The organism is Arthrobacter sp. MW3 TE3886 (assembly GCF_041262145.1).
Lineage (GTDB): Bacteria > Actinomycetota > Actinomycetes > Actinomycetales > Micrococcaceae > Arthrobacter.
In genome coordinates, this window is the sequence record NZ_JBGCAN010000001.1 from 1283556 (window position 1) to 1297138 (window position 13583).

The following is a 13583-nucleotide window of genomic DNA, read 5'->3' on the forward strand; positions in this document are numbered from 1 at the left end:
ATGGACCGAATGTCTGCACGGCGAAGCATTTTGTATCATTTACTGGACAGACAATCCGTTGGATGAGAATATTAAGCGGGGAGAGAGGAAACCTACTCATGAGCAAACTCGAACAGCGGGAGCTTGAGCTCCTGGAGGAAACGGCCAGACAGGGCCGATGGCACGTTATTCGGACCGTGGCCGCGGCCAAAGCCGGCCACATCGGCGGGCCCCTGTCCGCAATGGATCTACTCGTGGCACTGTACTTCCGGCAGTTGCGTATCAACCCGGACCAGCCGGATGATCCGGACAGGGACCGCTTTATCTTGTCCAAAGGCCACTGCGCCGTCGGCCTCTATGCAGTGCTTGCGTTGCGCGGCTACTTTCCAGTCGAGGAGCTTGAGACCTTCGACCACGGTGATTCGCGACTCCAGGGCCACCCGGACATGAAGCTGACGCCAGGTGTGGATGCCTCCACGGGTTCGCTCGGGCAAGGGCTGAGTGCCGGTGTGGGAATCGCCCTCGGTGCCAACCGGCTCGGCAAGGACTTTCATACGTGGGTCATGCTGGGCGATGGCGAGTTGGTGGAGGGCATGGTCTGGGAGGCCGTTTATTCCGCGCAGCGCTTCGGTCTTGGCAACCTGACAGCCGTCGTGGACGTGAATGGACTGCAGCAGTATGGCTGGCCGTCGGCTTCACCTGATGATCGCGGTGACCGCTCGGAACCATGGTCGGGTGTCGATCTGGGCGCGGTATTCGGCGGGTTCGGTTGGAACGTGCTGGAAGTGGACGGCCATAGCTTCCCGGCAATCGTCGACACCTTGGAACGTGCCCAGTCGCTGCACAACAGTGGCCGGCCAACGGTCATTCTGGCCCGGACCATCAAGGGCAAGGGGATTTCCTTTACCGAAGGAACCTACAAGTGGCACAACGGCGTGGCCAGCGCGGAACAGCTTGAACTCGCCGCCACCGAACTGAAGCAGAACACCGAAGGAGCGTTGCGATGATCGCTCAACGTGAAATCTGGGGCCGCACCTTGGTGAACCTTGGCGAGACCGACCCCCGCGTCGCCGTCGTAGACGGTGACTTGGCCACCTCAACTAAGGCGGATCTGTTCGCGGATGCCCACCCCGACCGCTTCTTCCAGATCGGGATAGCGGAACAAAACATGGTCGGGGTTGCCTTTGGGCTCACCACCATGGGCTACCGACCCTGGCTCTCCTCTTTTGGCGTCTTCCTGAGCCACCGTGCGCTGGACCCGGTCCGGATGCTCGTCTCGCAGACGGGGGCACCAGTAAAGATCGCCGCCGCCTATTCAGGCCTTCTCAACGGGAGCAGCGGCAAGACACACCAGGACATCGAAGACTTGGCCATCATGCGGGCGATGCCGAACATGACTGTCATTGCTCCAACCGACCATATTGAAGCAGAGGCGGCCACGCGTTGGGCCGCAGAATACGACGGGCCTGTCTATCTCCGCCTGGCCCGGGATGCCGTCACCCCCGTTTTTGACTCCATGCCGGAATTCGTTCCCGGCGCCGTCCACGTTCTCCGGGAAGGGGACGATGCCGTGCTGGTGTCCACGGGCGTTCAGACCTCGCGGGTTATGGATGCGGCGGAGATCCTTTCGGCACGGGGGATCGAGAGCCGCGTGGTCCACGTTCCGTGCCTGAAGCCACTCGATGAGGCAGGGCTCCTCACTGCACTGTCCGGGAACGGGACGATCTTTACGGTTGAGGAGCACACCATCATTGGCGGCTTGGGTGGACTGGTCGCCGAGGCGGTCACCAGTTCGGCGCTGGGCAAGCCGGTTACCAGGTTGGGACTGGCAGATGCTTGGTCCGAATCGGCCCCCAACGACTTCCTGCTGGACAAGTACGGGCTGTCCTCAGCCAAGGTCGCGGCTGCCGTGGCCGATGTTCTCAATGCCAAGCGAAAGTAGGACCAGATGAAGTCAGTGTTGATTACCGGTGCCGCTCAGGGCATCGGCGCGGCAACTGCTCGCACCATGGCCGGGCGGGGCTGGCGCGTGCTGCTCGCCGACCTGCACCTGGAAAAAGCCCATGCTGTTGCAGAGGAACTTCAGGCCGCATGGCCAACGGACGGAGGCCACCAGGCAATCGCCGTTGACGTCTCTTCCCAGGACAGTGTTCTGGCTGCCGTCGAGGCGGTGAACGCGCAGGGCGACGGTCTAGACGGGCTGGTCAACTGCGCCGGCATCCTCACGCGGCAGCCGGCCGAGGATACCGACCTGCCCAAATGGCAGGCGGTTCTCGACACTCATCTCAACGGCGCCATGCTGATGTCGCGGGAGCTGTTTCCCCTGCTCAAAGCAGCACAGGGGTCAATCGTGAACATCGCTTCCGTGGGGTCGACTTTAGGGCTGCCCGGTCGTTTGGCTTACACCGTCGCCAAGTCGGGAATCCTGGGCATGACCCGCACCCTCGCAGTGGAGTGGGGGCATCATGGTCTCCGCGTCAACGCGGTGGCGCCCGGCTACGTGGACACGGAGATGATCCGCAGCGGTTTCCGCGCGGGCACGCTGAACGAAGCCGAGTTGCTCCGGCGCACACCGTTGGGGAGGCTCGCGCAAGCGGACGATATCGCTTCCGCGATCGCCTTTCTCCTAGGCCACGATGCGCGGTTTGTCCACGGAGTAACGCTGAAGGTCGACGGCGGCATCACCATCGACGGGTCGTTCAACTGACTTCAGGTTGCTTGGCCGGTTTCGAGCGACGCTAGCGGGCTTTGGAAACTGCGTATAAGCGACGAAGGACCGTCCACGTTCCCTTGTGAAGCGACGAACGTGGACGGCCCTTTCGGCATTGCTGAGCGCTTCAGTTCCTTAGCACCCACGCCGCGTTGTTCGGCTGCAGCCAGCCGTCCTTGTCCAGCGGTGCGGCGCTGAGCAGCACTGCGCCTGCGGGCAGCTTCACTGGCTCGGTTCCCATCGCGGCGGCGACTAGGAACTGCTCGTTGCGTTCGCAGATGAGGAGGTTGCCGGCCTCGACCCGCCAGGTGCCGCCGTCGTCCGCGGTGAAGACCTCGTTCTTCCACAGCTGACGGCGCAGCTCCAGCGCCGCCTTGGTCAGGTTCAGCGAGGACTGTGGGTCCTGCTGCTGCCGTTCGACTGCGTGGGTTCCCCAGCCCGCGGGGACCGGCAGCCACGGATCCGCGGCGGGTTCACAGAGCGTGAAGCCATGGTTCAGGGCGGCGCCCTCCGTCCAGGGCAGCGGGACGCGGGCGCCGTCGCGGCAGACGCCGCCGCGGGCCCACATCGGATCCACCCGGGCCTCCACCGGGACGTCGACCTCGGGAAGGCCGAGTTCCTGGCCCTGGTAGATGTACGCGGCGCCCGGCAGTCCCAGCAAGGCCACGAGGGCCGCCCGGGACCGGAGGCTGCCTAGTTCGCCGCCGCCGAACCGGGTGACGGAGCGGACGATGTCGTGGTTTTCCAGCGCCCAGGTGGGGGCGGCGCCGTGGAGCTGCCGGGCGGCCTCGAGCTCGTTGCCGACGGCGGCCCAGGCCTCCGGGTCCCAGCCGAGTTTCACGAACGCGAACGCGAAGGCCTGTTGCATCTCGTCGGCCCGGGTGTAGCGGGCGGCGCGGGCCGGTTCCAGGTTGACCTCACCCACCAAGAGCCGGTGCGGCTCGTACTTCTCCGCGAGGGTGCGCCAGCGGCGGTAGACCTCGTGGACGTCCTCCTGGTCCGAGACCTGCGGGTTGGACCGCAGCCCGTCCACCACCCCGCCTGTGGAGGGCGAGTCGGGCAACCCGTCGGCTTTGAACAGCGCATGGGCGACGTCGATGCGCAGCCCGTCCACGCCCTTGTCGAACCAGAAGCGCAGTACGTCGTCGAAGTAATCGCCGACGGCGGGGTTGCGCCAGTTCCAGTCCGGCTGCCCGGCTGAGAACAGATGCAGGTACCAGTCGGTATCCGTCGCGGACTCCGGGTTGGCGCGGCTCCAGGCCCGGCCGCCGAACACGCTCTGCCAGTTGTTCGGCGGGACGTCGGCGTGGGAGCCTTCAACAAAGTGGAACATGTCCCGCTCCGGCGAGCCTGGGCCGGCAGCCAAAGCCGCCTGGAACAGCGGGTGCTCGGAGGAGCAGTGGTTGGGGACGACGTCGAGCAGGATCCGCAGGCCCAGCGCGTGCGCCTGAGAAAGTAACGAGTCGAACTGTTCCATGGTGCCGAACAGTGGATCCACGCCGCAGTAGTCGGTCACGTCGTAGCCCTGGTCCACCTGCGGGGAGGGCTGGAACGGGGTCATCCAGATGCCGTCGACGCCGAGGGCGGCGATGTACGGCAGCCGGGCGATCAGCCCGGCGAGGTCGCCCACGCCGTCGCCGTCGCCGTCGGCGAAGGAGCGCGGGTAGACCTCATAGATGACGGCGGACAGCCACCAGTCGGCGGCGGGCGTGAGGGCGGTCTCCTCGGCGGGACCCGGCTGAACAATCATTTACTCGCGCCCGCGGTGAGGCCTTCGACGATCCGTCGCTGGAAGATCAGCACCATAATGACCAACGGTACGGTGACGATCACGCCGGCGGCCATCTGCTCGCCGAAGGGCGCCTGGAATTCGGTGGCGCCGGTGAACTTGGAGATCGCGACCGTGGCGGTCTGGATCTTGGGGTCGTTGATCATGGACAGCGCGATGATGAACTCATTCCAGCTGTGGATGAAGGTCAGGATCGCGGTGGTGAAGACGCCCGGCGCGGCGAGCGGCAGCAGGACCCGGCGGAACGCCTGCCACTTGGTGCAGCCGTCGATCATGGCGGCTTCCTCGAGGTCGAACGGGAGGGCCTTCATGAACGTGGTGAGGTTCCAGACCGCCAGCGGGATGGCGAAGGACAGGCTGGGGACGATCATCGCCTGGTAGGTGTTGATCCAGCCGAGGTCCGTGAAGAGGCGCAGCAGCGGCACCACCACGGAGATGCCGGGGAACATCGACGTCGCGATGATCACGCCCAGGATCACCGACTTGAAGCGGAAGTTCAGCCGGGAGATCGCGTAGGCCGCGAACACGCCGAGCAGCAGCGCGAACACCGTGGTGGTGCCGGCCACGATCAGGGAGTTCAGCAGGGCCTGGCCGAACATGGTGGAGCCGTCGAACACCTTGGCGTAGTTCTCCAGCGAGAACGGGGCCGGCAGCAGGGTGTTGTCGAAGATGTCGGCGGTGCGGCGGAGGCTGGAGACCAGCATCCAGTAGAACGGCGCCAGGCAGTAGGCGAAGATCAGCGCCAGGCCCAGGTACACCGAGTAGGAGCGCCAGGTGCGCTGGGGTTTTTCGGGACGGCCGACGACGGCGGCGGTCGCCTGGGGCGTGCCGGTGCCGGTGGCGCCCGTGGCGCCGGGGGCGCCGGAGGACGTGGCGGCGTTGCGGAGGTCGGAGATGGTCATCGGGTGGCCTCGGCCTTCTTCTGTTCAGCGATTGCCAGCGTGCGGGTTGCCTTGGTGCGGTTCTTCTTCGAGATCAGCTTCAGTTCCTTGGCGCCGGTGACGTCGGCGCCGAGGACCTTCACGAACACGATCGCGACGACGGCGACATACAGGAAGAGCATGACGGCGAACGCGGAGGCGGAGCCGTAGCGGAGCTGGTTGGACTCGTCCCAGGCCAGCATGGAGAGGGTCTCCACCGACTCCTTGCCCGGGCCGATCAGCACGAACGGGAGATCGAACATGCGCAGGGCGTCGAGCATGCGGAACAGCACGGCCACCAGCAGGGTGGGCTTGACCAGCGGGAGGGTGATGGAGCCGAGCTGGCGCCACCAGCCGGCGCCGTCGATCTTGGCGGCCTCGTAGACTTCGCCGGGGATGACCTGCATGCCGGCGAGGACCAGGAGGCCGATGAACGGGGCGGTCTTCCAGACTTCGGCGATGATGATGGCCGCGCGGGAGGCGGTGCCCTCGGCGGTCCAGAGGATTTCGCTGCCGAGCAGGGTGTTGGCGATGCCGTCGGACTGGAAGATCCAGCGCCACAGCAGGCCGGAGACGGCGGTGGGGACGGCCCAGGGGACCAGGATGCTGGCGCGCAGGAAGGACCGGCCGCGGAAGGCGCGGTTCATGGCCAGGGCCAGGCAGAGGCCCAGGACGGTTTCGAGGAACACCGTGGTGACGGTGAAGAAGGTGGTGTTGGCGAAGGCGTTCAGGAAGCGCCGGCCGGATTCGCCGGCGAAGAGATCCGCGTAGTTGGCCAGGCCCACGAAGGTTTCGACGTCGGAGACGAAGCCGTCCGCGTCCAGGCCGGATTCGGCGCGGAACAGGGACTGGTGCACCGCGGAGAGCAGCGGGTACACGATCACCAGGGCCAGCACCAGGAGGGTGGGCGAGAGCAGCATCGCGGCCATCCGGCCTTCGCCGGGGGAGCGTTTGCCGCGCCTGCGCGGGCTGGCTGGTCGGGGCGTGCCGGTCTGCGGGCTGGCGGGCGGGGCGGTCGTCGTCGTCATTCTGGGAACCTCACTGGGGTTGCAGTTGCCGGGCCAGCCGGGGTGAACCGGCCGGCCCGGCAACTGCTCGAATAGTTCGGAATTACTTGGCGGAGAGCTCGGTGAGCTTGGCCTGCATGTCGTTCAGGGCCGTGTCCGTGTCCTTCTTGCCGGTGATGGCCGCGTAGGCCTCTTCCTGGATGGCCTTGGTGGTGGCGCCGTACTGGACCACCTTGGGGCGCGGCTGGGCGTTGTTCAGGGAGGTCAGCAGGGTGGGGAAGAACGGGCGCTTGGCGACGACGGCGGGGTCCGCGAAGAGGGAGGTGTACACCGGGGCGCGGGAGGACAGGGCCAGGCGCTTCTGGGCCTGCTCCTCGCTGGTGAAGAACTTGACGAACTCCAGGGCGGTGGCCTTGTTGGCGGTGAACGGCGAGATGCCGAGGTTGCGGCCGCCGAGGGTGGAGACGCCGGGGCCGTCGGTGCCCGGGATGGAGGTGATGCCGAACTTGCCGGCCACCTTGCTGGAGCCGTCCGTGGCGCTCAGGGAGGCGTGCAGGAAGGGCCAGTTGCGCAGGAAGACGAGCTTGCCGTCCTGGAACGCGCGGCGGCCCTGCTCTTCGAGGTAGGTGATGGCGTCGGAGGGGAAGAGCCCGTCCTTGAAGCCGTCCACCAGCAGGTTCAGGCCCTTCTTGGCCTCGGGGGTGTTGACGGTGGGCTTGCCCTCGGCGTCCACCACGGTGCCGCCGGCGGAGGCCACGGCCTCGGAGAAGTTGACCGTGAGGGCCTCGTTCTTGTCGAACTGGCCGGCGTAGCAGGACATGCCGGCGGCTTCGGGGAGCGCCAGGATGGCCTTGCAGGCGGTCTTCATCTCGTCCCAGGTCTTGGGCGGGGCGGCGATGCCGGCGGCCTTCAGCAGGTCCGAGCGGAAGTAGAACAGGGCGCCGTCGGTGTAGTACGGGGCACCCACCAGGGTGTCACGGTACGTGGCGGCGTTGACGGTGGCGGGGATCATCTTGTCCGTGGGGACGGCGTCCGCGGGCAGCGGCAGGATCCACTTGTTGGCGGCGAACTCGGAGGTCCAGACGACGTCCAGGTTCAGCACGCTGAAGGTGTCCGACTTGATCTGGGCGTTCTGGATGAGCTGCTGGCGCTGCTGGTCCGCGGAGTCCGGCAGTTCGATGAACGTGACCTTCTCCTCCGGGTGGGCGGCGTTCCATTCCTCGATGCTCTTGTTCGCGGCACCGGAGGCGTCGCGGTTGGAGACGTAGTTGATGGGGCCCTTGCCCTCGAAGGACGCGGCGGCCTTCGGGGCGCTCTTCGCGTCCGTGGCGGTCCCGCCGCAGCCGGTGAGGGCGACGGCGGCGACGGTCAGGGATGCGGTGGTGGCAAGAAGAGTCTGCCAGGTGCGGCGGCGCTGCCTCATGTGTTGCTCCTTTTTCTTGGGTTAATACCGGGTGGTGCGGGTGGTTTGGGGCGTGCGGGATCGCGGCGGCTGGGCTGTTTGTGGCGCGGGGGAGTGCCGGCTGCCGCCGTTGGTTTTGTGTGGGTTTAGCTGGTGGGTTCCTGCTGTCCCGGCGGGGCTGGGTTGGGCGGTGTTGAAATGGGCGGCGCCGTGGAGCCGCGTTCGATCAGCCGGTGCGGCATGATCTTCGGCCCCAGGTCGCGGGAGCGGAGCAGCTTCTTCACGGCCATCCGTCCCATGTCCTCGAGCGGCTGGGCCATGGTGCTCAGCGGCGGGTTCACGTGCAGGGCGGTGGAGGTGTTGTCGAAGCCCAGGACCGAGACGTCCTCCGGCACCCGGAGCCCGCGCCGCTGCAGTTCATTGACGACGGCGGCGCCCATCTCGTCGCTCATCGCGAAGACGGCGGTGAGGCCGGGTTCCTGCTGCAGCAGCTCGTCGACTCCGGGAGCGCCGCTTTCGTAGAAGAAGGTGCCGGTGGCGGTGACCGGGGTGCAGTTTGCCTCCGTCATGGCGCGCAGGTACCCGCGCTTCCGGGGCTGGGCGACGTGGATCGACGCCGGATCGCCGGTGAGCAGGCCGATGCGCCGGTGGCCGAGCCGCAGCAGGTGACGGGTCGCGTCGTAGGCTGCCTGCTCGTCGTCGATGGCCACGCTGGGCGAGCCGGACTTGTCGCTGATGGCGACGGAAATGATGGGGACGTTGGGTCCCAGCAGCTGCCTTGTCTCCGGCGTGATCACCGCGGAGATGAGGATGACGCCGGCGGCCCGGTAGGTCCGCAGCGTCCGGAGGTAGCCGGCGATGTAGGCGGACTTGGCGCCGGTGCGGCCGAGCATCACGGCGTAGCCGCGCTCCTGGGCTTCCTCCTCCACACCCTGCATGACCTGGGAGGCCAGGGCATCGGACACCATGGGGGCGAGGAGCCCGATCACGGACGTCTGCCGGGTCTTCAGGCCCCGGGCGAGGTAGTCCGTTTCGTAGCTGAGGCTCTTGACCGCGGTCTCGACCCGTTCCCGCGTCTCGTCGGAGTAGCCCACGAGCCCGTTGACCACCCGGGAGACGGTGGCCGGGGAGACGCCGGCGTGCTTGGCGACATCGCGGATGGTGACCACTGTTCCTCCTCCCTGGGTGCTGTCCGGACCGTGTTACGCAAACGGTTTACGTAAACGGTTTCGTGATCTGCTGCACCAACACTAAGGGGAGATGTGCCGGAGGCGTGACTGTTTAGGAAACAACGCCCTCAGGACGGCCAGTTCGCGGCGCCCGGTCCGTCGAATAGCGCGCTGGTGCTGCTCTGCGGCACCAGCACGTGGACGGCGTTGCGCTGGATGGTGAAGTCGGCCGGCGTGGTGGTGGCGATCTCGCCGTCGAGGTTCACCGGCAGCGGCTGGTCGGTGACCAGCCGGACACGCCTGGTGGTCAGGTGGTACACGCGGTCATGTTTGATGAAGCTTCCGTCTTTGAGCAGCCGCGCGATACTCACGTGCTCCCGGACGGGCCCGGCCAGGATGGCGTAGATGTCAAGGGTGTGATCGTCGATCCCCGCCGTGGGGGAGACAGTGTTGCCGCCGCCGTAATGCCGGCCGTTGCCGACGGCCACCTGGAGCAGGTCGTTGAGTTTCATCGGCTCGTGGTCCCCGTCAGGGAACTCGAGGCGGGCCCGGAACGCCTTGTGCCGGGCATAAGCCGTCAGCGTGGCGATGCTGTACGCCAATGGCCCGATGTACCGCTTCAGGCGGGGGCTGAGAGCTTCGGTGACAGACACCGACAGGCCCACGGACGCGACGTTAAGGAATGGCTCGCCGTTGGCCCGGCCGAGGTCGATGTCCACGACCTTCCCTTCGGCGATGGTGGCGCACGCCTCGGCAAGGTTGTTGGGTATCTCCAGCGTGCGGGCGAAATCGTTGGCGGTGCCCAGCGGAAGAACGCCGAGCACCACGTTGGTGCCGGCAACCCGGCCGGCGGCGTAGGACACCGTCCCGTCGCCGCCGCCGACAACCACCAGGTCGTGCCCGTCCGCAAGCACCCGGTCAAGCGTCCCGTCCAGGTCTGCCCCCGACAGCACGTGGTGCACGGCGGAGATTGGCACGCCGGCCTTACGCATCGCGTCCACGGCAAGTTCGGGTGCCGCCCCACGGCGTGATCCGACGTTGATCACAACGGCAGCAGAGCGTGCGTCCCGGGCAGCCTTCATGTGCACATGTTAGGTGGTGGACCTGTGAATTTTTTAGCCCGCCACCGCCGCCTTCGCAGCCCGCGAGGCTTCCATCCACTCGCTCAGCCACGGGGCCCGGACGCTCGAGGTGATCCGGCAGTCGGCCACAAAGGTTCCCCTGGCGCCGGCGTCGATCCAGTCCTGGAGCGCGGAAAGGTCCTCCAGTGAGCGGATGATCGCGGATTCCGCACTGAGCGCGCGGGCGATGCCGCTGAAGTCCACCTCGGGGATCAGCATGGGCTTGTCGGTCAGGCCCTGGGAGCCGTACTGGTGGATTTCGGCTCCGTAGGCGGCATCGTTGTAGATCACGACGACGGCGCTGCTGGCCGCACCAATCAGCGATTCGAGGTCAGACAGGCCCATCAGGAAACCGCCGTCGCCGGAGGCCAGCACCAGGGTGCGGCCGTCCTCCACAGGGCTGCCCCGACGGCGCTGGCGAGGCCCAGCCCGATGGCCTGGTAGGCGGTCCCCACCATGACCAGGTCTTGGGGCCTCGGGATGCGCCAGTACATGGGTGCCCAGCCGACGAAGTGCCCTCCGTCCTGGACCACCGTGCGGCGCTCGGCAGCACAGCATCCAATGCCGTGGCAAGGGAGCGCGGGTCCAGCCGGCCGTCCGGCGTCTCCGCTGAGCCTGGGTGGTGGGCCGGTCCCTCGGCCAGGCGTTTGCGGGCTTCCGCGCGCCAGGCTTCTGCGGGGCTGGCGGCCGGCGAGGCCGGGCCATCCAGCATCTTTAGGATGCGTCCCGCAGCAGACTTCACGTCCGCGCTCACGAACGTGTCCACCCGGGGGTGCGTCGGCTGCAGGGCGGCGTCGATCTGGATGACCGTGCTGTCCGGGCCGAGCAGGTGCCCGAACCGCATGGTGAAGGGGCTCAGGCTTGCCCCGGCCACGAGGACCACATCGGCCTCACCCATGAGCCCGGCCGCGGTATCAGTGCCGAAGCCGCCCGCGACGCCGAGATACCCGTCGCCCTGGAGGAGGTTGAGCGCCAGTGCGGTTCCGGCGGTCAGCGCGCCGATGCGGTCGGCGAGCTCGCGGAGTTCCGGGCCGGCGCCGGCGAGATGTGCGCCGCGGCCGGCGAGGATCAGCGGCCGCTTCGCCCCGGCGAGCAGCCGGGCTACCTGCCCCAGTCCGCCGTCGACGTCGTCACTCACGGCCGGTGCCAGCGGCGCCGGAAGTTCCTCGTCCGCAGCCTCGACCGCCGCGAGGTCGTAGGGGATGGCAATCACGACGGCGGTGCGCTTGGTGAGTGCGTACTCCACCGCCTGCTGCGTGATGGAGCCAGCGGCGTCGCGGGTCACGGTGAAGGTGGCCGCGCCGAGGCCCGCGGCGATTGCCGCCTGGTCCACGTCCTGAGGTCGGGCGCCACTGCTCGGAGCGTCCCCGGTGACCAGCACCACGGGGATTTGCGCTTGGACCGCCTCTGCGATGGCGGTGAGTGCATTGGTGTAGCCGGGGCCATACGTGGTGGTGCCCGCGGCGAGACGTCCTGACGTCCGGTAGTAGGCGTCGGCCGCGGCGATGGCGGCGCCTTCATGGCGGACGGCGGAGAAGCGGGGGCCCAGCTTTTCCGCGGCGTCCAGGAAGTAGACGTTTCCGTTGCCCATCACGCCGAAGACATCGCTGAGATAGCTGCTGAGAACCTGCGCCACGCGGCCTGAGACGGTAAGTGAAGTCATGCACGAATCTTCTGCGCTGATCCCTGGACAGGCAAGAGAGTCGATTTTGACTGGGATATTTGGCAGGAGTGGGCGGGCGCAACTGAAAATATGCCTAATTGTGGCGTGCGTCACCTGGATTACTTCGAAGGGCGGGATTCCTGCTCGGAGAGCCGGGCTAGGAGGCCGTCGTAGCGGGGCGGCATGAGTTCCAGCACGGAGATGGCCGTGCTGGTCCGTTGGATTCCCTCGATTTCCAGGATCTCGTTGGTGATGCGGTAGAGATCGGCCGTGCTGCGGGCCACCACCTTGGCCATGAGGTCCGCGTCCCCGGTGGTGGCGTGAACCTCGATGACCTCGGGAATAGCGGCGAGCCCGTTTTCCACCGCGCCTGTCCGCGTCTGGCTGATGGACAGTGAGAGGAAGGCCATCAGGTCATAGCCCAGCGCGGCGGGATCCAGCCGCCGGCTGAAGGAGCGGAGCGCACCGCTGCGCTCGAGCCGCCCTAGCCGGGAGTGGACCGTGTTCCGTGCGACGCCGAGTGTCCGCGAGAGTGCCAAGGCACTGGCTTCCGGGTCCTTGTCGAGGGCCAGGATGATCCTGCCGTCAAGGGAATCCAAGGTGCGAGGGTTCGGGATGGTCATATTTTCACCACAGTTACTAGAAGTTGAGCAGAAGTCCCAATGGGATGAGGGTATCTTGCATTGTGGGGCGGGTCACAATCATGATCAGTCCTCATGACCAGTGATCAGCTCCTGACCGCACCGGACACCGCGCTCCCCACCCTTCGCGGCGCTGTGGCCGGACTTCCGTCCTACGTCCCGGGCCGCCGCGGCGCCGGCGCAGACATCGCAGCCCTCGCCAGCAACGAAAGCCACTACGAGCCGCTGCCCGCGGCCGCCGCTGCGGTGGCCGAAGCGGCCGGCACCATGAACCGCTACCCGGACAGTGCCGCCGTCGAACTCCGCGAACGGCTGGCCCGGCACCTGGGCGTCACCGGCGGGGAAATAGCGGTGGGACCCGGCAGCGTGGGAGTCCTCCAGCAGATCATCACCGGACTGTGCGACGCCGGCGATGAAGTGATCTTCGCCTGGCGCTCCTTCGAGGCTTACCCCATCCTGGTCGAGCTGGCCGGCGCCCGGCCGGTCCGAATCCCGCTGGACAACGCCGAGGGCCATGACCTCGAGGCCATGGCCGCGGCCGTTACTGACCGCACCAAGGTGATCCTGCTCTGCACCCCCAACAACCCCACCGGCGTGCCGATCAGCCACGAGCGCATCGAGGTCTTCCTGCAGTCCGTCCGTTCCGACATCCTCGTGGTGGTCGACGAGGCCTACGTGGAGTACGCCGAACCGGGCAGCGGCCCCGATTCCCTGTCGCTCTACCGCCGGCACCCGAACGTCTGCATCCTGCGCACCTTCTCGAAGGCCTACGGGCTCGCCGGCCTGCGCGTGGGCTACGCCGTGGCGGCGCCGGCCATCGCCGAGGGACTGCGCCGCACCGCCCTTCCCTTTTCGGTGAGTGCGCTGGCCCAGAAGGCTGCCATCGCGTCGCTGGACGCCGGGGAAGAGATGGAATCGCGGGTGACAGCCGTCAAGCAGGAGCGCGCACGGATGGCCGCGCGGCTGGAAGCGCAGGGCTGGAAACTCCAGCCAAGCCAGGGCAATTTCCTGTGGATCCGCGCGGATGACAGCCTCCGGGCGAGGCTGGTGGACGCGTTCGACCGCGCAGACATCCTGGTCCGCGCGTACCAGGGCGACGGCGTGCGGATCACCGTTGCCGATCCCGCCTCCAATGATCGCGTGCTCCGGCTTTTGGAAGCCCACGCTGCTTAGAAACCACTG

At 67.1% G+C, this 13583-nt stretch carries 11 protein-coding genes and 1 pseudogene; 4 read left to right on the plus strand and 8 right to left on the minus strand.

Going from position 1 to position 13583, the window contains the following annotated elements; translation table 11 throughout:
• Positions 1–98 precede the first annotated feature (98 nt).
• The 3 genes from ABH915_RS05870 to ABH915_RS05880 are packed head-to-tail and all read left to right on the plus strand — an operon-like array spanning position 99 to position 2686.
• On the plus strand, positions 99–986 hold the full coding sequence (locus ABH915_RS05870) for a transketolase (protein ID WP_370118836.1): 888 nt from the start codon (positions 99–101) through the stop codon (positions 984–986).
• On the plus strand, positions 983–1921 hold the full coding sequence (locus tag ABH915_RS05875) for a transketolase family protein (RefSeq protein ID WP_370118838.1): 939 nt from the start codon (positions 983–985) through the stop codon (positions 1919–1921). Before ABH915_RS05870 ends, ABH915_RS05875 begins: the two co-directional genes overlap by 4 nt.
• Positions 1922–1927: 6 nt before the next feature.
• Positions 1928–2686, plus strand: coding sequence for an SDR family NAD(P)-dependent oxidoreductase (locus ABH915_RS05880; protein WP_370118841.1), 759 nt, complete (start codon positions 1928–1930; stop codon positions 2684–2686).
• Between the two features lie 130 nt (positions 2687–2816).
• Here ABH915_RS05880 and ABH915_RS05885 read toward each other — a convergent pair whose 3' ends face one another.
• From ABH915_RS05885 to ABH915_RS05920, 8 genes and pseudogenes are all read right to left on the minus strand, one after another.
• A complete protein-coding gene (locus tag ABH915_RS05885) occupies positions 2817–4439 on the minus strand; it encodes an alpha-amylase family glycosyl hydrolase (RefSeq protein ID WP_370118844.1) in 1623 nt (540 codons plus the stop codon).
• Positions 4436–5380: a carbohydrate ABC transporter permease gene (locus ABH915_RS05890; RefSeq protein WP_370118847.1), complete on the minus strand. Its 945-nt coding sequence runs from the start codon at positions 5378–5380 to the stop codon at positions 4436–4438. The genes ABH915_RS05885 and ABH915_RS05890 overlap by 4 nt, the downstream gene beginning before the upstream one ends.
• On the minus strand, positions 5377–6426 hold the full coding sequence (locus ABH915_RS05895) for a carbohydrate ABC transporter permease (protein WP_370118850.1): 1050 nt from the start codon (positions 6424–6426) through the stop codon (positions 5377–5379). Before ABH915_RS05895 ends, ABH915_RS05890 begins: the two co-directional genes overlap by 4 nt.
• Positions 6427–6508: 82 nt before the next feature.
• A complete protein-coding gene (locus tag ABH915_RS05900; protein ID WP_370118853.1) occupies positions 6509–7828 on the minus strand; it encodes an ABC transporter substrate-binding protein in 1320 nt (439 codons plus the stop codon).
• 125 nt (positions 7829–7953) lie between these two features.
• Positions 7954–8976, minus strand: a complete 1023-nt coding sequence (locus ABH915_RS05905; RefSeq protein WP_370118856.1) for a LacI family DNA-binding transcriptional regulator — start codon at positions 8974–8976, stop codon at positions 7954–7956.
• Positions 8977–9104: 128 nt separating this feature from the next.
• Complete coding sequence (locus ABH915_RS05910) at positions 9105–10058, minus strand: lipid kinase (RefSeq protein WP_370118858.1); 954 nt, start codon at positions 10056–10058, stop codon at positions 9105–9107.
• Positions 10059–10091: 33 nt separating this feature from the next.
• A pseudogene (locus ABH915_RS05915) lies at positions 10092–11760 on the minus strand (thiamine pyrophosphate-binding protein).
• A 119-nt stretch (positions 11761–11879) separates the two neighbouring features.
• Positions 11880–12383, minus strand: a complete 504-nt coding sequence (locus tag ABH915_RS05920; RefSeq protein ID WP_079554078.1) for an Lrp/AsnC family transcriptional regulator — start codon at positions 12381–12383, stop codon at positions 11880–11882.
• Positions 12384–12476: 93 nt separating this feature from the next.
• Here ABH915_RS05920 and hisC point away from each other — a divergent pair, with 93 nt between their 5' ends.
• Positions 12477–13574: a histidinol-phosphate transaminase gene (gene hisC / locus ABH915_RS05925; RefSeq protein WP_370118862.1), complete on the plus strand. Its 1098-nt coding sequence runs from the start codon at positions 12477–12479 to the stop codon at positions 13572–13574.
• Positions 13575–13583 lie beyond the last annotated feature (9 nt).